The sequence below is a fragment of the Streptomyces sp. NPDC005963 genome, from assembly GCF_040638655.1.
Taxonomy (GTDB): domain Bacteria; phylum Actinomycetota; class Actinomycetes; order Streptomycetales; family Streptomycetaceae; genus Streptomyces.
In genome coordinates, this window is sequence record NZ_JBEXVD010000003.1 from 276,981 (window position 1) to 299,875 (window position 22,895).

The 22,895-nt window shown below is 69.0% G+C and carries 15 protein-coding genes; all 15 read right to left on the reverse strand.

The window, feature by feature from the left end; translation table 11 throughout:
* Positions 1-16 precede the first annotated feature (16 nt).
* The 15 genes from ABZ348_RS07300 to ABZ348_RS07370 all read right to left on the reverse strand — a co-directional run bounded on the left by ABZ348_RS07300 (position 17) and on the right by ABZ348_RS07370 (position 22,888).
* Complete coding sequence (locus ABZ348_RS07300; protein ID WP_358930246.1) at positions 17-2,605, reverse strand: glycosyltransferase; 2,589 nt, start codon at positions 2,603-2,605, stop codon at positions 17-19.
* Between the two features lie 105 nt (positions 2,606-2,710).
* Positions 2,711-3,736 (reverse strand): Gfo/Idh/MocA family oxidoreductase, encoded by a 1,026-nt coding sequence (locus ABZ348_RS07305; RefSeq protein ID WP_358930248.1) that lies wholly within the window; start codon positions 3,734-3,736, stop codon positions 2,711-2,713.
* Positions 3,733-4,851 carry a DegT/DnrJ/EryC1/StrS family aminotransferase gene (locus tag ABZ348_RS07310; protein WP_358930250.1) on the reverse strand — a complete coding sequence of 373 codons (1,119 nt, stop codon included), beginning with the start codon at positions 4,849-4,851 and terminating at the stop codon, positions 3,733-3,735. Before ABZ348_RS07310 ends, ABZ348_RS07305 begins: the two co-directional genes overlap by 4 nt.
* Before the next feature lie 336 nt (positions 4,852-5,187).
* Entirely contained in the window at positions 5,188-9,297 is a 4,110-nt protein-coding gene (locus tag ABZ348_RS07315) for an Rne/Rng family ribonuclease (protein ID WP_358930252.1), read from the reverse strand.
* A 276-nt stretch (positions 9,298-9,573) separates the two neighbouring features.
* The gene (locus ABZ348_RS07320; protein ID WP_358930254.1) at positions 9,574-10,335 is read right to left on the reverse strand and encodes a TIGR03936 family radical SAM-associated protein; all 762 of its coding nucleotides are present in this window, start codon (positions 10,333-10,335) and stop codon (positions 9,574-9,576) included.
* 256 nt (positions 10,336-10,591) lie between these two features.
* On the reverse strand, positions 10,592-11,425 hold the full coding sequence (locus ABZ348_RS07325; RefSeq protein ID WP_358930256.1) for a hypothetical protein: 834 nt from the start codon (positions 11,423-11,425) through the stop codon (positions 10,592-10,594).
* Positions 11,426-11,625: 200 nt separating this feature from the next.
* Positions 11,626-13,569, reverse strand: a complete 1,944-nt coding sequence (locus ABZ348_RS07330; RefSeq protein WP_358930257.1) for a TIGR03960 family B12-binding radical SAM protein — start codon at positions 13,567-13,569, stop codon at positions 11,626-11,628.
* Between the two features lie 154 nt (positions 13,570-13,723).
* Positions 13,724-15,250 (reverse strand): CYTH and CHAD domain-containing protein, encoded by a 1,527-nt coding sequence (locus tag ABZ348_RS07335; protein ID WP_358930258.1) that lies wholly within the window; start codon positions 15,248-15,250, stop codon positions 13,724-13,726.
* 58 nt (positions 15,251-15,308) lie between these two features.
* Positions 15,309-16,511: a rod shape-determining protein RodA gene (gene rodA / locus ABZ348_RS07340; protein ID WP_358930260.1), complete on the reverse strand. Its 1,203-nt coding sequence runs from the start codon at positions 16,509-16,511 to the stop codon at positions 15,309-15,311.
* Positions 16,512-16,514: 3 nt separating this feature from the next.
* Positions 16,515-18,734, reverse strand: a complete 2,220-nt coding sequence (mrdA, locus tag ABZ348_RS07345; RefSeq protein WP_358930262.1) for a penicillin-binding protein 2 — start codon at positions 18,732-18,734, stop codon at positions 16,515-16,517.
* 22 nt (positions 18,735-18,756) lie between these two features.
* The gene (gene mreD / locus ABZ348_RS07350; protein WP_358930263.1) at positions 18,757-19,419 is read right to left on the reverse strand and encodes a rod shape-determining protein MreD; all 663 of its coding nucleotides are present in this window, start codon (positions 19,417-19,419) and stop codon (positions 18,757-18,759) included.
* Between the two features lie 13 nt (positions 19,420-19,432).
* Positions 19,433-20,560, reverse strand: coding sequence for a rod shape-determining protein MreC (gene mreC, locus ABZ348_RS07355; protein ID WP_358930265.1), 1,128 nt, complete (start codon positions 20,558-20,560; stop codon positions 19,433-19,435).
* A gap of 142 nt (positions 20,561-20,702) precedes the next feature.
* Positions 20,703-21,722, reverse strand: coding sequence for a rod shape-determining protein (locus ABZ348_RS07360; protein ID WP_358930455.1), 1,020 nt, complete (start codon positions 21,720-21,722; stop codon positions 20,703-20,705).
* A 252-nt stretch (positions 21,723-21,974) separates the two neighbouring features.
* Positions 21,975-22,388 (reverse strand): nucleoside-diphosphate kinase, encoded by a 414-nt coding sequence (gene ndk / locus ABZ348_RS07365; protein WP_358930267.1) that lies wholly within the window; start codon positions 22,386-22,388, stop codon positions 21,975-21,977.
* A gap of 149 nt (positions 22,389-22,537) precedes the next feature.
* Positions 22,538-22,888 (reverse strand): DUF4233 domain-containing protein, encoded by a 351-nt coding sequence (locus tag ABZ348_RS07370; RefSeq protein ID WP_358930269.1) that lies wholly within the window; start codon positions 22,886-22,888, stop codon positions 22,538-22,540.
* Between the last annotated feature and the right edge of the window lie 7 nt (positions 22,889-22,895).

The following is a 22,895-nucleotide window of genomic DNA, read 5'->3' on the forward strand; positions in this document are numbered from 1 at the left end:
AGCCTTTCTGGACCGGTCACTTGAGGAAGCCACTCAGAACCTGCGCGGTCCAGGTCCCGTCGTGGTAAGTGCGGGCGAACTCCACCGAGTCACGGCCGATGCGGGCGGTGTTCTCGGGGTCTTCGATCAGGGACTCCAGGACTTCGCGGAGGTTGCGGGGGGTCGCGCTGACGATCGGCAGGGCACCCTCGGTGACGGCCTTGACCTCGTCGCTGATGTAGCCGACGACGGGGCGGCCGGCCGCCATCGCCTCGACCGCGAACGTTCCGTAGCTACCGGTGGTGAACTGGTCGAGCACGAGGTCACAGCTCTTGACGAGTTCCTGCATCTCGGCCCAGGGGATGCCCTCGGCGAGCCGGAAGTCGATCGCGCCCTTGTCGTGCAGTTCGGTGAGGATCGGCATGATCCGGTCGGTGCCCTTGGTCCAGCGCTTGGACGGGGCGTGCATCACGACCGGCCGCGAGCGCTCCATCACCGGGCGATCGGTCCCCCAGGAGGCGACGTCGACGACGAGCGGGGCCCAGGTGGCGGACGGCAGGTCGTCGAGGAGGTCGGGGGTGGTCACGAACAGCGGCAGACCGCACTCGTCGGCGATCCGCTTGTTCGCCTCCGCCTTGGCCTGGAGCTTCTTGGCGATTCCTGGGGGCGCATCACGGAACAGTGAGAACTCGTGGCGCTCCAGGTGCTGTCCGGGGTGCCGGATGTCACTGCCGTGGGCGAGCAGCGCCACCTTGATCTTCGCTTGTTTGAGCGCTGCGAGGTCACCGGCGATATTCGGCCCATTGAGCTGTCCGAAGACCGGCATAAAGGCGTCGACGAGCAGATGCGTATAGCGGCCGACAATGCGCTGCACCTGTTCGAACTGAACGTCGAGTTCGGTGAGGCGAGAGGCGTCGACATAGACGTCCGCGGGATAGTCGAATGACTGCGGAAGCTTGTTCATCACGACCTCGGCGGACACGTCCGGGTTGAGGCGCGTGATCGCCTGGGCGTACGCGGCGGCCTGACCGGCGTAGTTGGCCGGGCCGAGGCCGAGCTTGACCCGCGTACCACCGAGCTTCTTCCAGCTCAGCGTGCCGTCACCGTCGGAGACCTCGACGGTACGGGCGGCTCCGGGGGTCTCCTGAACCGTCCAGGACACTTCGGGGCGCGGGCCCGGCGGGGTCTTCCCGGCCAGTTCGCGGTAGAGCGCGAGGAGCTTGCCGCTCTGCGCCTCCCAGGAGAGCTCGGTGAGGACGTCCTCGGTGATCTGCTGGGCGAGCTGTTCCCGCTTCTCCATGGCACGGGCCGCGGCGCCCGCGAACGTCTTCGGGTCGTCCCAGGTGAACACCTCGCCGAGGCCGCGCTCCTGGACGTACGCCTTGATGACCTTCACATCGCTGGTGACCAGCGGCAGCTTGGCCTGGAGGTACTCGGAGACCTTCGTCGGCAGCGACACCTCGCAGTTGGGGACCCGCTTGAAGGGGGTCAGTCCCAGGTCCGCCGAGGACAGGTAGTCGGCGACCTCGTGCTGCGGCACGTACGGAACGAGGTGGATCCGGTCGCGCACGCCCAGGGTGGTGGCGTGGGCCAGCAGCTCCTCCAGGAGCGGCGTGGTGCGGCCGACGACGAGGGCGAGGTGGAACCCGGGCAGCTCGGGCAGTCCGTCGATGACCGCGTCCACACCGCGTTCGCGACCGATCCAGCCCGAATACACCATCAGGGGGACCTCGGGTCCCAGACCGCACGCCTGGCGGACCGAGGAACGCGACTTGCCGGAACCGATGACCTCACGGACCGGTGAGTTGCCGACGACCAGCGGCAGGGTGCCCAGCCCATGGTCGTTCTTGAGCAGCTCGGCCATTTGGGTGGAGACGGTGACCACGGCATCGGCGCGGCGGATGTACTCGGCCTCCATGGCGGGCAGCGCGGACGCCTGCCGCGGATTGGGCCATTCGACGCCCTTGATGTACTCGTGGGCGTCGTACAGCCAGGTGCAGCGGTGGCCCTGGGCCTTGAGGCGGGCGGCGCTGCGGGCGGCGGTGACGATCATGGTGGCGTCGTTGGCGTGGATGACGTCCGGCTGGAGCTTCTCGATGACCGGGCCGAACGCCAGGTCGAGATCGATCACCTGCGGCCAGTCGCGGCGCCAGTCACCGATCGGCGCCGGGTCCTTGGGGCGGCGGCGCTGTTCCCACTTGAACGCCTTCACCCGGATGCGGTGCACGGCCCTGCGCGCCCTCAGCATCACCTTGAGGGAGGTGCGGCGGGGGGCGCCGGCCCAGCTGGTCTCCGCGGACGTCTCCCGCACCCAGGCCCGGTAGGCGGCGCTGTAGCGCTTGAGCGCGGCCGGGTCGTGGATCTGGAACTGAGTGGCGGCAGCGCGCACGGGGTGGGTCTTGCGTGCGTTCACCGCACGGAGGTAGTCGGTACCGACCGGTACCCGGATCACGTCGATCGGACCCATCCGGGAGTGCTGGACACGCTTGGTGTCGCTCCTCCCGATCAGGGTGACGTCCCAGCCGTCGCGGGCCGCGGCGACGGCAGTCTTCTGAACCCGCGAGTCGCCGGTGATTCCATTGGCGACGATCACCGCGAGCCGCGGTCGGCGGGCAGGGGATTCCATGACGTACTTCCTCCGTTTGGAAGACAGAGTTCGGCGTCCCCGGCCTCCGTCGCACAGGAAGCCGGGGACCGGCAGATCAGCGGCGGCAACCGCCACGGCGGAGGGTCAAGCAGATTCCCCGCCGAGGCCATCGAGACGAACGGTGACGCCGGCTGCCGCTGACTCCAGGACGGCGGCAGCCACCTCGACGGTACGCAGACCCTGACGCAGCGTGCAGATGTCATGCGCCTTGCCGAGAACAGCGTCGCGGAACAGCTCGTGCTCGACCAGCAGCGGCTCACGCTTCGGAATGGCGTAACGGATCATGTCGCCCTCGGCAACACCGCGGAACGCCTGGAGGGCCTCCCACTCGGTGGCCTGGGCGGCGTTGGAGTAGAAGGTGAGGTCGGCGGTGAGGGTGTCCGCGATGAAACAGCCCTTCTCACCGGTGACCGAGGTGAAACGCTCCTTGAGCGGGCTCAGCCAGTTCACCAGGTGGTTGACCATGGTGCCGTCGGAGAGCTGACCGACCGCGGAGACCATGTCCTCGTGCTTGCGGCCCGACTTCGACACCGTGCGGGCGGAGATCGAGGTGTAGGTCTGACCGGTCACCCAACCCGTGAGGTCGATGTCGTGGGTCGCGAGGTCCTTGACCACGCCGACGTCGGCGATGCGGTGCGGGAACGGGCCCTGGCGGCGCGTGACGACCTGGTAGACGTCTCCCAGCTCACCGGCCTCAAGGCGCTGGCGCAGCGAGAGCAGCGCCGGGTTGCAGCGCTCGATGTGACCGACACCGGCCACCAGACCGCGGGACTCGAACGCGTCGACCAGTCGGCGCGCGCCCTCCACGGTGTCCGCCACCGGCTTCTCGATCAGGGCGCTTATGCCCGCATCGGCCAGTGCGAGGCCGACTTCCTCGTGCAGGGCGGTCGGACAGGCCACCACCGCGTAGTCGATGCCAAGGGTGATCAGCTCCTCGACCGTGGGGAGCACGGGGGCGCCCTGCGCCCATCCGTTCTTGTCCCCCATCGGGTCGACGACACCGACGAACTGGACTCCGTCGAGTCCGGCGAGTACCCGGGCGTGGTGGCGGCCCATCGAGCCCAGGCCGATCAGTCCGGCGCGCAGCCCCTGTGCTCCCGCGGTGGTCACAGATTCTCTCCAAGGTCATTCACGGCGACGACGATGCGGTCAAGGTCTTCCGCGGACAGCGACGGATGCACCGGCAGGGAGATGACCTCGGCAGCGGCTCGCTCGGTCTCGGGAAGGTCCCAGATGCGGCCGGCCTTCTGGTCCGGCTCCCAGAACGGCCGCAGCCGGTGGACCGGGGTCGGGTAGTAGACGGCGTTGCCGACACCGGCTTCGGTGAGCTTCGCCATCGCGGCGTCACGGTCACCGCTGAAGCGGATCGTGTACTGGTGGTAGATGTGACGCGCGCCCGGCGCGACGACCGGAGTGGTCACATTGGGCGCGGTGATGTGCTCGGTGAGGTAGGCGGCGTTCGCAATGCGCTGCTCGGTCCAGCCCGCCAGCTTGGCCAGCTGTACGCGGCCGACCGCGGCGGCGACGTCCGTCAGGCGCATGTTCACACCGACGATCTCGTTGGCGTACCGCTGCTCCATGCCCTGGTTGCGCAGGAGGCGCAGGGTACGGGCGATCTCGGCGTCGCCCGTGGAGACCATGCCGCCCTCAAGGGAGTGCATGTTCTTCGTCGGGTAGAAGCTGAAGGTGCCACCGACGCCGAAGGCACCGACCGGAGTGCCGTTCAGCGCCGCGGCGTGTGCCTGGCAGGCGTCCTCGACGACGGCCAGCTTGTGCTTGGCTGCGATCGCCATGAGCTGGTCCATCGCGGCGGGGTGCCCGTAGAGGTGCACCGGCATGATCGCGGCGGTGCGCGGTGTGATGGCGGCCTCGACGGCGGCCGGGGAGAGGCCGTAGTCGTCGGCATCGATGTCGGCGAAAACGGGGTCGGCACCGACCAGCCGCACCACGTTGGCGGTGGCGGCGAACGTGAACGAGGGAACGATCACCTCGTCGCCCGGGCCGATGCCGAGTGCCAACAACAGCAGGTGGAGCGCAGATGTGCCCGAGTTCACGGCGACGCAGTGTCGACCGTCCACCAACTCGGAGAATCCTTCTTCGAAGGCCGCCACTTCGGGGCCCTGTACGACGCGCCCGGTGCGCAGAACCCGTACTGCCGCCTCGATCTCTTCTTCACCGATGATCGGGCGGGCAGCGGGAATGGGCTGCTGATTGCTGCTCGTCATGGACGTCCTCCTTGAACACCGCAAGAGCTCTCTGTGGCAGGAGGTCTGGGGCGGTGCGGACGTCTCGCGAGGCCGTGCACACCCCTTCGGCGCAAAGCCAACGCCCTACCGAGGATCTGGGACCGGTCGTGTCCCGAGCCGGGCCGGTCACCCGCCGGAGTGTCCGGAACGGGTTCCACAAACCCGGCAGCGACCGCCGTCACATTATCAGGGATTTCCTAGGCAATTTCGGGGGCCCTTAACCCGGGACTGCATCAATTCGGAGACAAAAACCGTGTCCCATCCCGGAGTCTGTGGGATGGGACACGATTCGTTCACTGAGGGCACATCAGTTGTTCAGCTCTCGGTGGCCGCCGTCACAGACGCGGGCGCCTGCTGCTCGGCCGCGGAAGTCTTCTTCGCGCTGGCCTTCTTGGCGGTCGTCTTCTTCGCAGCGGTCTTCTTGGCGGTCGTCTTCTTGACGGCCGCCTTCTTCGCCGTTGCTTTCTTGGCCGTCTTGCGCGCCGCCGTCTTCTTGGCGGGAGCGGCTTCGACACTTTCGGCGGCAGCGGCATCGGGCGTGTCGGTGGCCTGGGCCTCGGACGGCACGGCATCGCTCTCGACCGGCTGGGCCTTCGGCTCGGCAGCGACCACGACGACCGCGGCCTCCTCGGCGCCCGAGGGGGAACCGGCAGGAGCGGTGACCTTGCGGGTCACCCGACGACGGGCCCTCGGCGGTGCGGCCTCGACGGCCGGCGCCTCGACCGGTGCCTCGGCGGTCTCCTGGGGAGCCGCCACGGCTTCCGGAGTCGGCTCCACGACGGTTGCCGCCTCCGACTCGGTCACCGCGGGCGCACCGGCGGGAGCGGTCGCCTTGCGGGTGGCACGACGGCGGGTACGGCCGACAGGGGCCGCCTCCTGGACCTCCGGCTCGGAGACCGAGGTCTCCTCGGCCGCGGGCTGCGGCTCGGGCCGGGGCTCCGGCTCCACCGCGGGCTTCGCCTCGGCGCTCGCCTTGGCCTCGCTGGACCGCGGCGCCCCGCTGGGAGCCGACGCCCGACGCGTCGCCCGACGACGACCACGGCCGCCGCGCTGGGCTGCGGCCTCCGCCTCGGCGGCACTGCTGTAGAGCTCCTCGTCCGGTACGAACTCGGGCTCGGCGAGCGCGGCGGGCTCCGCCACCTCCGCGGCGACCTCCGCCTCGGTCTCCACCCGCTCGTCGGCAACGGTCGTGTCGTGGTCGTGCGTCTGCTCCGAGCCACCGCGGCCACGCTTCTTGGAACGCTTGCCGCCACCGCCACCGCCCACGGAGGACGGCTGCTCCATGTGCACGATCACACCGCGACCGTTGCAGTGGACGCAGGTCTCCGAGAAGGACTCCAACAGGCCCTGACCCACGCGCTTACGGGTCATCTGAACCAGGCCCAGCGAGGTGACTTCGGCAACCTGGTGCTTGGTCCGGTCCCGGCCCAGGCACTCCAGCAGTCGACGCATCACCAGATCGCGGTTGGATTCGAGCACCATGTCGATGAAGTCGACGACGACGATGCCGCCGAGGTCGCGCAGCCGCAGCTGACGGACGATCTCCTCGGCCGCCTCCAGGTTGTTCCTGGTGACGGTCTCCTCCAGGTTGCCGCCCTGGCCGGTGAACTTACCGGTGTTGACGTCGACCACGATCATGGCCTCGGTCTTGTCGATGACGAGCGAACCGCCGGACGGCAGCCAGACCTTGCGGTCCAGTGCCTTCATCAACTGCTCGTCGATCCGGTAGGTCGCGAAGACGTCGACCTCGCTGGTCCAGCGCTGAAGTCGGTCGACGAGGTCGGGCGCCACGTGCGAAACGTAGCCGTGGATGGTCTCCCACGCCTCGGAGCCGCTGACGATGACCTTCGAGAAGTCCTCGTTGAAGATGTCGCGCACCACACGGACGGTCATGTCCGGCTCGCCGTAGAGCAGTGCGGGCGCATGGGAACCGCCGCCGCCCTTCGCCTTCTTCTGGATGTCCTCCCACTGCGACTGGAGGCGCTCCACATCACGGCGCAACTCGTCCTCGCTGGCACCCTCGGCCGCGGTGCGCACGATGACGCCGGCGTCCTCGGGGACGATCTTCTTGAGGATGGTCTTCAACCGGGCGCGCTCGGTGTCGGGCAGCTTGCGGCTGATGCCGGTCATCGACCCTTCGGGGACGTACACCAGATAGCGGCCGGGCAGGGAGACCTGGCTGGTCAACCGGGCGCCCTTGTGGCCGATCGGGTCCTTCGTCACCTGGACGAGCACGGACTGGCCGGACTTGAGCGCGGCTTCGATGCGGCGCGGGCCGTTGGCCATGCCGAGCGACTCGAAGTTGACCTCGCCGGCGTACAGGACCGCGTTGCGGCCCTTGCCGATGTCGACGAACGCCGCCTCCATGGAGGGCAGTACGTTCTGCACCTTGCCCAGGTAGACGTTGCCGACGTACGAGGTGGCCTGCTCCTTGTTGACGTAGTGCTCGACGAGCACGTTGTCCTCAAGGACGCCGATCTGGGTGCGCTCGCCGCTCTGGCGGACGACCATCACCCGCTCCACGGCCTCTCGGCGGGCCAGGAACTCCGCCTCGGTGATGATCGGAACACGGCGGCGGCCCTGCTCGCGGCCTTCGCGGCGGCGCTGCTTCTTCGCCTCCAGACGCGTGGAGCCCTTGATGGACTGCACGGCGTCCTGGAAGTCGGACGCGTCATCGCCCTTGGCCCGGGAGGCCCTCGGCTCGCGCACCTTCACGACCGTGCGCTCAGGGTCGCCGGTGCCCTGCTCCTCGTCGGCCACGGGCTCACCGCTGCGGCGCCGACGACGGCGCCGACGACGGCTGCTGGAGGTGGTGGCGGAGGCACCGGAGTCCTCATCGGCGTCGGAGTCGTGGTGCTCGTCACCTTCGTCACCCTCGTCCGACGACTCGCCCTCCTCCTGGGCGGGCTCGTCGAACTGCTGCTCGTCGGCCTCGCCGTCGGCGTTCTCGCCCCGGCGGCGGCGACGGCCGCCACGGCGGCGGCGGCGTGAGGGACGGTCCCCGGAGTCGTCGTGCTCGTCGTGGTCGTCGCCGTCGGACGCGTCCACCGCTTCGGGCTCGTCGGTGCTCTGCGGCACCTCGTCGGCGGCGTGGCGCTCGTCGCGCTCGTCCTGCTCGGCGGGGGCGGCTGCGGGCTCACCCCGGCGACGACGCCGACGACGGCCGGTGGGCTCGGCGGGAGCGGGTGCGGGTGCGGCGGGTGCGGAAACCTCCGCCTCGGGGGTCTCCGTCAGCTCCTCGTCCTCGTCCTCGACGTCCAGAGCGGCTGCGGCAGCGGCGGCAGCGGCCGTCTCCGGGGTCTGGAACATCGGCTCGGTGAACACGGGGGCCTGGAAGACGGCCACTGCGGGACGGGCCGCGCGGCGGGCACGGGAGCCCTCCTCCGCGCTCTTCGCCGGCTGGGCGGTGAACTCGGGCGAGACGACACGACGGCGGGCCCGGCCACGGGGCGCGTTCTGCTCGGCCGGGGCCTGCTCCTGCGGCGCGGTCTGCGCCGCCGCGGGCTGGGCCTCAGCGGCGGTGGCGCTCTCCGCCACGGCAGCGGCGGGCGACTCGACGGGGGCGGTGGTCTCACGGGTGGCACGGCGGCGGGTACGCGGCGCAGGAGCCTCCACAACCGGCTCGACAGCAGCCGGAGCCTCGGCCTCAGCGGCAGGGGCCGCGGCCTCAGCAGCCACCGGCGCACCGGCAGGCGCAGAAGCACGACGACGCCGACGCGGCGCAGAAACCTCCACCACAGGCTCCTCGCTCACCGCAACAGCCTCCTCAACAGCAGGCTCGGCAACAACCGGCTCCGGAGTAGAAACCTGGCGGGTGGCACGGCGACGCTTGCGCGGAGCGGCACTCTCTTCGGCCTCTGCGGCGGGCTCGTCGACGGCCGCTTCCGGAGCGGACTCCTCAGCAGCGGGTTCGGCGGCGACCGGCTCGGGTGCAGAAACCTTCCGCGTGGCACGGCGGCGAGTACGCGGCGCAGGAGCCTCCTCAATCGGCTCAGCGGCCTCGGCCTCGGCATCGGCCTCCGCGGTAGGCGCCACAGCCTCAGCAGCCACCGGCGCACCGGCAGGCGCAGAAGCACGACGACGCCGACGCGGCGCAGCAACCTCCACCACAGGCTCCTCGCTCACCGCAACAGCCTCCTCAGCAGCAGGCTCGGCAACAACCGGCTCAGGAGTAGAAACCTTCCGCGTGGCACGGCGGCGAGTACGCGGCGCAGGAGCCTCCTCAATCGGCTCAACAACGGCCGGAGCCTCCACCGACACCGATGCGGCGTCGGTCTCGGCGACAGGTGCCGTGGCCTCTGCGGCACCGGGCGGCCCCGCGGGTCGGGACGCAGCCCGGCGCCGACGGCGCGGCGGCAGGGTGTCGCTCGGCGAGTTACGGTCTTCGGTGTTCCCGGCGGTGCCGGGCTCATTCGACTGGTGCATTGCGGGCGGTTCTCCCGTCACGCTCCCGGGCGCCGCGCCTCTTTCCGGTCCGGTCACGGTCCGCACATACGCGGTACCGCCGTCCGGGGCGCGTGCGCCGCACGGGAGCTGATGTCTGGCTCGCCGGTTCCGTACGCGATGTACGCACGGCCTGGCGAAAGTCTTCTGGGCTTCGCGCGGCCCGACCCAGGTGGCTCCCGAGTGCCAGGGCTGCGCTACGACGACTGCCTGGATGCGCGGCGGGACCGATGTGGCACGCGCGCCGTCGCGGGCCCCCTAGCCGAGCTGGGGGGAGGCCGTCCCGACGGCCGTGGGTGGAGCGGCCGGAACTGCCTCGCGGTCGAGCGCGAGCGGGTCGGTCACCGTGCCGGACTCCTCGTCGAAGAGCCCCTGCGCCAGCCTGGTCACCGCTGCGGGGACCGGCGGCGCCAGGTCGGCCACAGCGCGGAGACCGGACAGGACGTCGTCGGGTCGCACGGCAGGCGTTACGTGCCGAACAACCAGCCGCAGTATCGCACAGGGCCCGACCGCCGTCCTATCAGGCTGCGCATGAGCCGTGAGCTGGGCCACTGCGACCCGGGCGTCGAACGTCCGCATCCCGTTCTTCGTCCTGCGCTGGACCTCCACGGTCTGCGCCTGGAGGAAAGCGGCCACGGCCCGCTCCGCGTCGGCGACCTCGACCCCTTCGAGCCTCAGTTCCCACACCGAGGCGGTGAGGCGATCGGCGAGGCCAGAGGTGCGTGCCTCCACCGCGTCGGTGATGTCCAAGCCGGGCGGCAGGGACTCGTTGAGCAACTCACGCAGGGTGATCGGATCACGGTGCTGGGTGAGGGCGATCTCCAGGTACTCGGCCTCGCTGCCCGTGCCGGTGGGTGCGGCATTGGCATACGACACCTTGGGGTGCGGGGTGAAACCAGCCGAGTACGCCATCGGCACCTCGGCACGCCGAAGAGCCCGCTCGAAGGCGCGCTGGAAGTCGCGGTGACTGGTGAACCGGAGGCGGCCACGCTTGGTGTAGCGCAGTCTGATGCGCTGCACCGCAGGTGCGGGCGGCGGGCCTTCGGGCTGTCGCTTGCCCAGGGGTTCTTCTCCTCGCTGCGGGGCGGGCGCGGGTGGCGCGCCCGCCCTCGGGAATTCGGCTTCCCGTGGGGGCCTGCCCGGCTCACCCCTCCTGGCGGAGGGAGATCTCGGGGCCGGCCGCCGCGCCGGGGACAGTCGTCGTACTACCCAGAGTACGCTTCGCCGGCCCCACCGGTTCCCCACGTTCCGCTACCCGGGCCTTCGCCGAGGCTGCTCACCGGCTGTTGCGTCCCTCTCCGCGGACGGCTCCCCGCACCGATCGCAGGGCTGTACGGGCCGCTCCCCACGCCTCAGCGGCGGCGGTACGGGCGGGTCGCCAGAAGCTGTCGCGCAGCACGTGCCCGACCGGTGTGCAGATCGTCCGGTAGAACCAGCGCAGCGCACTGCCCAGCGCACGGGAGACGCGCCCGGCGACCTTCCAGGCGAAGCCGAGGGCCGGGGCGAGCACACGACGCCAGAGCAGGGCGAACGGCGGGGCGATCACATGCTTGACCAGCCAGACGAACGGCCGCACCACCAGGTGGACGAGACACCAGAGCAACCCCTCCCAGCAACTGCGCACCACCCAGCTGCTGCCCCGGCCGAGCGGTGTGAGGACCCAGGTGTAGATCCAGTGGAGCGGGACGATCAGTGCGTACCGCAGCAAGGGCGCGGAGAGCCGGCCGAGCCGGGTGAGGACCTCGCGGTAGATCCAGACGAGGGGTGCCGCGATGCCGTAGGTGGCCAGCGGCACCAGCAGATAGCGCCAGAGGCCGACCCACGGCCAGACGAAGAGCAGTTTGATCAGAACGCGCAGTACCCACACGAGTGCACGCCCCAGTGGCGCCATCACGTGCTCGCCGAACCACCGCAGTGCCGGCCGCAGGGGCTCCAACAGATGCCGTCGCACTCCCCTGCCCAGCGCCACCAGCAGGTCCAACAGAACCCGGAGCGGTACCACGACGACCAGCACCACGATCCGCACGGGCACGCGCACGGCGGCACCGAGACAGCCCCCCGTACCCGTGCCGTCGGAGGGGCGGCCCGGCGTACGGGATATGTCGCTCATGAGGGCTGGGGCATGTGTGAGGACTCCGAGGGCAGGACGGGCAGGGATCTCGCGAGGCACGGGAGGCCGCACCGCGGCGCGACCTCGTGCGGACGCTACTCGATCTACTGCTCCGTCCCGAGTCCCCGGCGGAACTCGGGACGCTCCGGTCCGTCGTGCCGGTCGGAGTCAGTACCTCAGCCGACCGGCATCACCGCTGCTCAGGTCGGGGTCTTCACCGACAGCGGCAGCAGCTTCTTGCCGGTGGGGCCGATCTGGATCTGCGTGTCCATCTGAGGACAGACCCCACAGTCGAAGCACGGCGTCCAGCGGCAGTCCTCGACCTCGGTCTCGTCCAGCGCGTCCTGCCAGTCCTCCCAGAGCCAGTCCTTGTCGAGACCGGAGTCCAGGTGGTCCCACGGCAGGACCTCCTCGTAGGTGCGCTCCCGCGTCGTGTACCAGTCGACGTCCACCCCGAACTCGGGCAGGGCCTTGTCGGCGCACGCCATCCAGCGGTCGTACGAGAAGTGTTCGCGCCAGCCGTCGAACCGGCCGCCGTCCTCGTAGACGGCCCGGATGACCGATCCGATCCTGCGGTCGCCGCGGGAGAGGAGTCCCTCCACGATGCCGGGCTTGCCGTCGTGGTAGCGGAAGCCGATGGAGCGGCCGTACTTCTTGTCGCCGCGGATCTTGTCGCGCAGCTTCTCCAGTCGGGCGTCCGTCTCCTCGGCGCTCAACTGCGGGGCCCACTGGAAGGGGGTGTGGGGCTTGGGGACGAAACCGCCGATGGAGACCGTGCAGCGGATGTCGTTGGAGCCGGAGACCTCGCGTCCCTTGGCGATGACGTTGACCGCCATGTCGCCGATCTGGAGGACGTCTTCGTCGGTCTCGGTGGGCAGACCGCACATGAAGTACAGCTTCACCTGCCGCCAGCCGTTGCCGTAGGCGGTGGCGACGGTGCGGATGAGGTCCTCTTCGGAGACCATCTTGTTGATGACCTTGCGGAGCCGCTCGGAACCGCCCTCGGGGGCGAAGGTGAGTCCGGAGCGCCGTCCGTTGCGGGTCAGTTCGTTGGCGAGGTCGACGTTGAAGGCATCGACGCGGGTCGAGGGGAGGGACAGGCCGATCTTGTCCTCCGTGTACCGGTCGGCGAGGCCCTTGGCGATGTCGCCGATCTCGGAGTGGTCGGCGCTGGAGAGCGAGAGCAGACCCACCTCTTCGAACCCGGTCGCCTTGAGTCCCTTCTCCACCATGTCGCCGATGCCGGTGATGCTTCGCTCCCGTACGGGACGCGTGATCATGCCGGCCTGGCAGAAGCGGCAGCCGCGGGTGCAGCCGCGGAAGATCTCGACGGACATCCGCTCGTGGACGGTCTCCGCGAGCGGGACCAACGGCTGCTTGGGGTAGGGCCATTCGTCGAGGTCCATGACGGTGTGCTTGGACACGCGCCAGGGCACGCCCGACTTGTTGGGGACCACGCGCCCGATGCGGCCGTCGGGGAGGTACTCCACGTCGTAGAAGGCGGGCACGTAGACGCCGCCGGTCCTGGCCAGCCGGAAGAGGACCTCCTCACGACCTCCCGGACGGCCCTCGGCCTTCCAGGCGCGGACGATCTCGGTCATGTCGAGGACGGCCTGCTCGCCATCCCCGATGACCGCGCAGTCGATGAAGTCCGCGATCGGCTCGGGGTTGAAGGCGGCGTGGCCCCCGGCGAGCACGATCGGGTCGTCGAGTCCGCGGTCCTTCGCCTCAAGGGGGATCCCGGCAAGATCGAGGGCGGTGAGCATGTTGGTGTAGCCGAGTTCGGTGGAGAAGCTGAGCCCGAAGACGTCGAACGCCTTGACCGGACGGTGGCTGTCCACGGTGAACTGCGGTACGCCGTGCTCCCGCATCAACGCTTCCAGGTCGGGCCAGACGCTGTAGGTGCGCTCCGCCAGTACGCCCTCGCGCTCGTTCAACACCTCATAGAGGATCATGACGCCCTGGTTGGGCAATCCGACCTCGTAGGCGTCGGGGTACATCAGAGCCCATGTGACGTCACAGCTCTCCCACTCCTTGACGGTGGAGTTGAGCTCACCGCCGACGTACTGGATGGGCTTCTGCACATGCGGGAGTAGAGCTTCGAGCTGGGGAAACACCGACGCAGCAGACTCAGCAGCAGACATCTCTGGACTTTCGTGGGCTGGCAGGGGGCGACTCTCTAGCGTAACGGGTTGCCGAGGGCCGCCCGCACGGTTCGATCGGGCCGCGGACCGGGGCCCACCGGTGTGCCGGGGGCCTGATCGCAGCTGATGCAGAGGTCGACGGCAGGTCCGGAGGTCACCCGTCCAGGACCCCGCCCAGCTGGTCCGGGGATGCCTTCGCCCACACCTGGGGCAATTCCCGCTCCAACTCGGCCGCGGCCCACTCCTCACGCCCGTACAGCAGGCCCCAGGCGAACGCCGACTCCCCGGCCGCATGGGCCTGGATCGCCAGGTTCCGCAGGGCCTCACGGGCCACCACGCTGTCCTGGTGGTCCCCGAGCACGGTTTGGACGGCCTTCATCCTCTTGGCGAACCGTTTGGCCGGCTTGCCGAGCGCCGACTTCGCGGCCTCTCCCGCGTACCGGGCGCGCTTGGCCGCCTTGCGGGCCTCGTGGAGGGCGAGGTCACGTTCGTGGCCCGCGGGCAGTTCCAGGGCGTGGGCGATCCGCTCGGACAGCCGCTCGTAGTCCTTGGCGAGGGCCTTGGGCAGTGCCTGCTCGGGCGGCTTGGCCGCGGCCCCCAGCAGGGGCGGTTCGGCCAGCAGGGCATCCAGCGTCGCCAGCAGGGCGAGGTAGCGCTTGCTGTCGAGTGCCGTGAGCGCCTTGCGGCGCGAGCCGGCGCCGTGGGCCGCTGTGTAGATGCGCAGCCGGCCGCGGACCGGTCCCAGCAGCAGGGTCCGTGGGATCTCCCCGATGCCCGCCCGGAGCCGTTCGGTGAGGACCTCCTGGTCACGGGCGACACCCAGCTCGGCCGCCAGCCACTTCAGCTCCTCGCCGATGGGGTCGGTCACCGCCCGGTCCAAGACCTTGCGGAAGGAACGGAAGGCGCTGCGCAGCCGTCGGGTGGCGACCCTCATCTGATGGACGGCGTCGGGTAGGTCACGCCGTACGCCGGGGTCGTACGCCAGCAGGGCGACGACCTGTTCCCGCAGGTAGACGAGGATGTGATCGCCCGCGGTCTGCGGCTCGGCCGGGTGCGCGGCACTCGTACCGGGTGCGCCGAGGCCGGTCTCGGCGAGGGCGCGGGCGAGTTTGGAGGGGGAATCGGCCGCCTGGATCCCGGCCTTGGTGAGCTTCTGTTCGACGGCGTCCAGGATCGCCGGGTCGGCGTCGTCGGCGAGCTCGACCTCGATCTCGTCCCACGAAGCGGTTCGGCCGGCCCCGTCGTCGAGACGTTCCGCGCGGACGGCGTCCCGGCTCAGCTCGGCCAGGGGATTGCCGTCCACGTCGGTCAGCACGCGGATCTGCCGGGTCGAGAGCAGTCGTACGACGGGGACGAGTTCGGCGCCGCGGACGCGGGCCCGCACGAGGGCGGCGAGGTTCCGCGGCAGCTGGTCGGAGAGGGGGGCGCCGATCTCGTCGCGGACACCGGGGGCGACGGGCAGTTTGAGGTGCCAGCCGGCGTCGTTTCCGCCGGTCCTGCGCCGCAGGGTGATGGAGGCCGCGGCGAGTCTCAGATCGGCCGTGTCGTAGTAGACCGCGTCGAGTTCGGCGGTGCCGTGGTCGACGACGGCCGAGACTCCGACCACTTTGGTGAGTTTGGGCAGCTTGGTCTCGGGGGTGGCTTCGTACTTCCGCTCGATCTCGCGCTTCGTGTCCGCCATAAAGTGAATCTAGTTCGCCGACGCCCGGTGCGGCAGTCCCACACCGGGCTTTGTTGGCTCAGGCAGTTATCGGCCGCTGGACCCGGATGGATTGCAGCAGTCCGATCGCGACCCACACGGCGAACATCGACGAGCCGCCGTAGGAGACGAACGGCAGCGGCAGTCCGGCCACCGGCATGATGCCGAGGGTCATGCCGATGTTCTCGAAGGACTGGAAGGCGAACCAGGCGATGATGCCGGCCGCGACGACCGTCCCGTACAGCTCGGTGGTTTCGCGGGCGATCCGGCAGGCCCGCCAGAGGACCACGCCGAGCAGGACCAGGATCAGACCGGCGCCGAGGAAGCCCAGTTCCTCACCGGCGACGGTGAAGACGAAGTCGGTCTGCTGCTCCGGCACGAACTGGCCGGTGGTCTGGGAGCCCTTGAAGAGTCCGGTGCCCATCAGCCCGCCGGAGCCGATGGCGATCCTGGCCTGGTTGGTGTTGTAGCCGACGCCCGCGGGGTCGAGTTCCGGGTTGGCGAAGGCGGCGAAGCGGTTGATCTGGTACTCGTCCAGCAGGCCGAGTGCGGCGACCAGGAACGCCCCCGCCGCCGCGCTGCCGATCAGTCCGAGGATCCAGCGGTTGGACGCTCCGGAGGCCAGGAGCACCCCGAGCACGATGACGGCCATGACCATGACGGACCCGAGGTCCGGCATCAGCATGATGATCGCCATCGGCAGGGCGGCGAGGCCCAGTGACTTGGCGACCGTGCGGTGGTCGGGGTGGAGTTGATCGCCGGCGTCCACCCGGGCGGCCAGCAGCATCGCCATCCCGACGATAATGGTGATCTTGGTGAATTCGGAGGGCTGGATGGTGAAGCCGCCGCCGATGACGATCCATGCGTGGGCGCCGTTGATGGTCGCGCCCAGGGGGGTCAGGACCAGCAGGATCATCAGCACCGAGAGCCCGTAGAGCACCGGGGCGGCACCGCGCAGGGTGCGGTGCCCCAGCCAGATGGTGCCGATCATCAGCGTGAAGCCGATACCGGTGTTCAGCAGGTGGCGGAAGAGGAAGTAGTACGGATCGCCCTGGTTGAGTTCGGTACGGCCGCGGGTGGCCGACCAGACCAGCAGTGCGCCGATGCCGGAGAGGGCCAGCGCGGAGAGCAGCAGCGGCCAGTCGAGGCGGCGCACGACGGAGTCGCGGGCGGACATCTGGGACCAGAGTCCGCCGCGCTGGGGTCCGTATCCGGAGACGGAGAAGCCATGGGAGCCGGCCATGTCTCAGTCCCTCCGCGCGGGCGAGCCCGCGAGCAGTTGGCCGCCGTCCCGGGGGACGTCACCGGACGGGAGTCCGCCCGCGACGACCTGCTGGTTCGGGTCGACCGGCTTGCGCGGCTTGTACGGCTTGATCGACGGGGCGTCGATGGTGCCGTCGGCCTGGATCTTGGGCAGGGACGTGAGCGGCTTGGGCATCAGGGCGCGCTTGAGGTCCTGTTCGCCCTTCTCGTCGAGTCCGTACATCGCCTCGTATATCTTCCGCACGGCGGGCCCGGACGCTCCCGAGCCCGTACCGCCCTGGGAGATCGTCATCACGATCGTGTAGTCGTCGGTGTACGAGGCGAACCAGGAGGTCGTCTGCTTGCCGTAGACCTCGGCGGTGCCGGTCTTGGCGTGCATCGGGATCTTGTCCTGCGGCCAGCCGCCGAACCGCCAGGCGGCGGAACCGACGGTGACGACTCCCGCGAGGGCATCGTTTATCTGCCGGTTGGTCTTCTTGTCCATGGGGAGCTTGCCGTGCGTCTGCGGCTTGATCTCCTGGATGGACTTGCCGTCGGCGCTGATGATGGCCTTGCCGACGGTGGGGTTGTAGAGCTTGCCGCCGTTGGAGATCGCGGCGTAGATCGTGGCCATCTGGATCGGGGTGACGAGGATGTCGCCCTGGCCGATGGAGTAGTTGACGGAGTCACCGGCACGCATCCGGTTGCCTTCGAGGCAGTTCTCGTACGCGATGCGCTCCAACTCGGAGCCGTCCCGCTTGCCGCTCTTGCACCAGCCGGACTTGTTGGCCTCCCAGAAGTCCTGCTTCCACTGGCGGTCGGGGATCCGGCCGGCGACCTCGTTGGGGAGGTCGACACCGGTCTCCTTGCCGAGGCCGAACTGGTGGGCCGTCTTGTAGAACCAGTCCTTGGGCTTCTTCTTCGGCGTGATGCCGCCGTCCTTGAGCCATTCGCGGTGCGCGAGGCCGTAGTAGACGGTGTCGCAGGAGACCTCCAGGGCCCGCCCCAGGTTGATGGAGCCGTACCCCTTGGACTCGAAGTTCTTGAACTCCCGGCCGCCGAAGGACAGGGAGGAGGGGCAGGGGTAGGTGCCGTTGAAGGAGTATCCGGCGTTGACGGCCGCGGTCGAGGAGATGACCTTGAAGATGGAGCCGGGGGCCGCCTGCCCCTGGATCGCCCGGTTCAGCAGCGGGTAGTTGGAGTCCTTGCTGGTGAGCTTGGCGTAGTCCTTGGCGGAGATGCCGCCCACCCAGGCGTTGGGGTCGTAGGTGGGCTGGGAGGCCATCGAGATGATGCGGCCCGTCTTGTTCTCCATCACCACGACCGCACCGGCGTCGGCCTTGTAGTTCTTGCCGGTGTTGTTCTTGTCGATCTCCTTGCGGGCGGCCTTCATGGCCTCGTTGAGTTCGTACTCGGCGACGGCCTGCACCCGGGCGTCGATGGAGGTGACGAGGTTGGCGCCGGGCTGGGCCTCGTCGCGGTCGGCCTCGCCGATGACCCGACCGAGGTTGTCGACCTCGTAGCGGGTGATCCCGGCCTTGCCGCGCAGCGCCTTGTCGTAGGTGCGTTCGAGGCCGGAGCGTCCGACCTGGTCGGAGCGGAGGAACGGGGAGTCGGTGTCCTTGGCCTTCTGGATCTCGTCGTCGGTGACCGGCGAGAGGTAGCCCAGCACCTGGGCGGTGTTGGACTTGCCGGGGGCGGTGTACCGGCGTACGGCGGTGGGCTCGGCGGTGATGCCGGGGAAGTCCTCCGCACGCTCACGGATCTGAAGGGCCTGCTGGGTGGTCGCCTCGTCGGTGACGGGGATCGGCTGGTAGGGCGAGCCGTTCCAGCAGGGCTGGGGGGTCTTGGCGTCGCAGAGCCGGACCTTGTCCTGGACTTCCTTGGCCTGCATGCCGAGGACGCCCGCGAGTCGGGCGAGGACGGCCTTGCCGTCGTCCTCTATCTTCATCAGCTCGGTGCGAGACGCGGAGACGACCAGACGGGTCTCGTTGTCGGCGAGCGGCACTCCGTGGGCGTCGAGGATGGCCCCGCGGACGGCCGGTTGGACGACGCGCTGGACGCCGTTGTTCTTCGCCTCGTCCGTGTACTCCTGGCCGTTGCGGATCTGGAGGTACCAGAGCCGCCCGCCGAGGGTGAACAGCAGGGAGAAGACCAGTACCTGGATGACGACGAGACGGATCTGGACCCGGGGGGTCCGCCCGGTTTCCGGGATGTTGCTCATGATGCGAGTGCCCCCTTCTGGATCACAGTCGCTTGACGCCCTTGATGCGGCCCGCTCGGGCGGCTCTGGTGCGCGCGGTCTTCATCCGCAGCCCGCCGCGCTGACTGCCGATGCGCAGTCCGGTGCCCGAGGAGAGCCAGCCGGAGGCGACGTCGCCGCCGCTCTGGCTCTCGGCGAGCGGATCGTTCTCGGTGCGCCGGGCCAGGGCCATGATGAGCGGCACCGTGAAGGGCGCGAGGAGCAGGTCGTAGATCGCGGCGGTGAACAGCAGGCTGCCGAGGCCCACGTGGCGGGCCGCGGTGTCGCCGACGAGGGCGCCGACGCCCGCGTACAGCAGGGTGGAGCCGATGGCCGCCCCCACCACGACGAGCATGGGTGCGGTCGCGGACTTCAACTTGCCGTGCTCGGGACGGGCGAGCCCCGCGAGATAGCCGATCACGCACAGGACCAGGGCGTACCGCCCGGCTGCGTGGTCGGCGGGCGGGGCGAGGTCGGCGAGGAGGCCGGCGCCGAAGCCGATGAAGGCGCCCGCGGTGTGCCCGTACACCAGGGCGAGCCCGAGGACAACGAGCAGCAGCAGATCGGGGACGGCGCCCGGCAGTTGCAGCCGGGCGAGGACGGAGACCTGGATGACGAGCGCGACCACGACGAGGGTCGTCGAAAGAAGCATCCGGTTGAGACGCATGACGGATCAGCTCCTACTGCTGGTCGTTCTGGCCGTCGCCCTGGGCTTGGCCGTCCGTGCGGCCGGTGCCCTGCGTCTGCCCGTTGTTCACGCCGTTCTGGTCGTTCTGGGCGGTGTTCTGATCGCCCTGATTGCTGTTCTGGTCGTTCTGGGGAGTGTTCTGGTCGTTCTGGAGTTCGTCGGTCCGGCCGTTCTGCGTCTCGGTCTGATCGTTGCCCTGGGCGTCGTTCTGACCGGGCGTGACCGTGACGGTGACCGTGGGCGTGGGCTTCGGCGCCGCGGGCTTGGCCGGCAGCACGGTGTCACGCGGGTCTGTACGGGGCGCTTCCACCACCACGCCGACGATGTCGAGCTTGCTGAACCCGACGTACGGATTCACATAGATGGTCCGGGTGAGGTCCCCGCCCGAGGGGTCGACCCGGACGACCTCACCGATCGGCACACCGGGCACGAACGGCTTGGACGCCTGGGAGCCGAAGGTGACCAGACGGTCGCCCTTCTTCACCTTCGCCTTGCCGTTGAGCAACTGCACGGCGAGCGGGCGGTCGCCCTGTCCGGTGGCGAAACCGAGTTCGTCCGTCTTCTCCATGCGGGTACCGACGGTGAAGTCGGGGTCATTGGCGAGCAGTACGGTCGCCGTGTGCGGGCCGACCGTGGTGACACGGCCGACGAGACCGTCACCGTTGAGCACGGTCATGTCGCGCTGGATGCCCTCGCGCGAACCGATGTCGATGGTGACCGTCCAGGAGAAGCCCTGGGCCGCTCCTATGGCGATGACCTCCGCGCCCTTGATGCCGTACTGACCGGCACCGGCCTTCTTCAGCATCTTGTCCAGCTCGCGGGCCCGACTGCGATTGCGGTCATCGCTGCCGAGGCGCGCCTTCAGTTCGGCGTTCTCGCGCTCCAGGGCGCTGATGCGGTCGTGCCGCCGCCCCGAGTCGCGTACGGCCCCGATGGCGTTGCCGACCGGGTCGACCGCTGCCGCGACCCCGTTCTCCACCGGTCCGAAGACGGTGGCGGCGGCCTGCCGGGCGCCGTCGACCGGTGAGTCCTCGCCCCCGCGGATGTCCACCGTGATCAAAGCGAACGCGATGGCGATCAGCAGCACCAGGAGCAGCCGGCTCTCTCGTGTGTCCCTCACGTGCGGCGGCCGTGCCTTCCTCGTAGGAATGTGAGTGTCTGTATATCAACGATCAGCTGTACGGGACGGCAGGCACCCATACAGGCGGTCCCCCGGGGTCCGTCCGGACCCCAGGGGAAGATCGTGCCCCCCACGTAGACGTCTATCGACGCGGCTGCGCGTCCAACACCTGCTGGAGCGCCTCGAACTCCTCCACGCACTTGCCGGAGCCGAGCGCCACCGAGTCCAGCGGGTCTTCCGCGATGTGGATGGGCATGCCGGTCTCGCGACGCAGACGCTCGTCGAGACCGCGCAGCAGCGCACCGCCGCCCGTGAGGACGATGCCGCGGTCCATCACGTCGCCCGACAACTCGGGCGGGCACTTGTCGAGTGTCGTCTTGACCGCGTCGACGATCGCATTGACGGGCTCTTCGATCGCCTTGCGGACCTCGGTGGCCGAGATGACCACGGTCTTCGGCAGACCGGAAACGAGATCGCGACCGCGAATCTCGGTGTGCTCGTCCTGGTCGAGGTCATAGGCCGAACCAATAGTGATCTTGATGTTTTCGGCGGTCCGCTCGCCGAGGAGAAGCGAATACTCCTTCTTGATGTGCTGGATGATCGCATTGTCCAGCTCATCGCCGGCCACGCGGATGGACTGCGCGGTGACGATGCCGCCGAGCGAGATCACCGCCACTTCGGTGGTGCCGCCGCCGATGTCGACGACCATGTTGCCGGTGGCTTCATGGACCGGGAGTCCCGAGCCGATGGCCGCGGCCATGGGCTCCTCGATGATGTGCACCTGACGGGCGCCCGCCTGCGTCGACGCCTCGATGACCGCGCGGCGCTCGACACCCGTGATGCCGGACGGCACACAGACGACGACGCGCGGACGGGCGAGGTAGCGACGCTTGTGGATCTTCAGGATGAAGTAGCGGAGCATCCGCTCGGTGATCTCGAAGTCGGCGATGACGCCGTCCTTCAACGGCCGGACGGCAACGATGTTGCCCGGTGTCCGACCGATCATCTTCTTCGCCTCGGCGCCGACCGCGAGGATGCCGCCCGTGTTGGTGTTGATGGCGACGACGGACGGCTCGTTGAGGACGATCCCCCGGCCCCTGACGTACACCAGCGTGTTGGCGGTCCCGAGGTCGACAGCCATGTCACGGCCGATGAACGACATGTTGTTCCCCATGAGGATGCGTCTGGCCTTCCCAAATCGAAGCGTTGACTGCTTTTCAGGATGGCGAGGTGGGTGCTGTGGCGTGAGGCTCCATCGTAATGCCGCCTCCACGGACACGGCGCGGTGGTCCACCTCTATATAGGTGACGAGGTGTCGCAGCGATCCGTTCCCGCATTGCGTTCGCATATACCGAAGGGCGACCGAATTCCTTCGGTCGCCCCAGGTCATGAGCGCTGTATGGCTGACGACAAGTCAGGAAAGCCCCGGAAAGAAAATCTTCAGTTCCCGAATGGCGGACTCCTCGGAGTCCGACGCGTGGATCAGGTTCTCACGGACGATAGTGCCAAAGTCACCACGGATGGAACCGGGCGGCGCCGCAATGGGGTCCGTGGGCCCGGCGAGTTGCCGCACACCCTCGATAACCCGCTCACCCTCGACCACCAGAGCGACCACGGGGCCGGACGCCATGAATTCGACCAGAGGCTCATAGAACGGACGCCCGACGTGCTCGGCGTAGTGCTGCTCCAGAATCTCCCGGTCCAGCGTGCGCAACTCCAACGCCGCGATCGTCCAGCCGGCTTTGGCCTCGATGCGACCGACGATCTCGCCGACCAGTTTCCGACTGACCGCGTCCGGCTTGAGCAGGACGAGAGTGCGCTGGGTCATGGTGTGGGGCTCCTTGCAGGCATACAAATGCGGTGGTGTGAGGTTACAGGGGGCCACCGGAGTGATGGCACCCGGACCTGATTACCGATCAGGCAGAGATTACGACGGCCCACTCGCACCCACCCGGGGTACGAGCGGGACCCAGCACGCTACGACGCCTCCGGCTGCCCCTGCTGCGCTGCCCAGCGCGCCTTCACGTCATCGATCTTCCGCCCGTAGTGAACCGACGCCCACCACAGGCCCGCGAAGCACGCGCCCAGGAAGAACATCAGCGGAACGACGAAACCGCTGACGATCAGACCCACCTGGAGCGCCCAGCCCAACTGCACCCCGATCGGGCGACCGAGCATTCCGCAGAGCAACACGGACAGGGCCATGGCCACACCACAGACCGTCCACACCGTGGCCATGGACAGATCCGGATCCTTCATCGCCACCAGACCCGCGAACCCCAGCAGAAAGAATTCACCGATCAGGGTGGACGCGCAGAGCATACGCATCAGATGT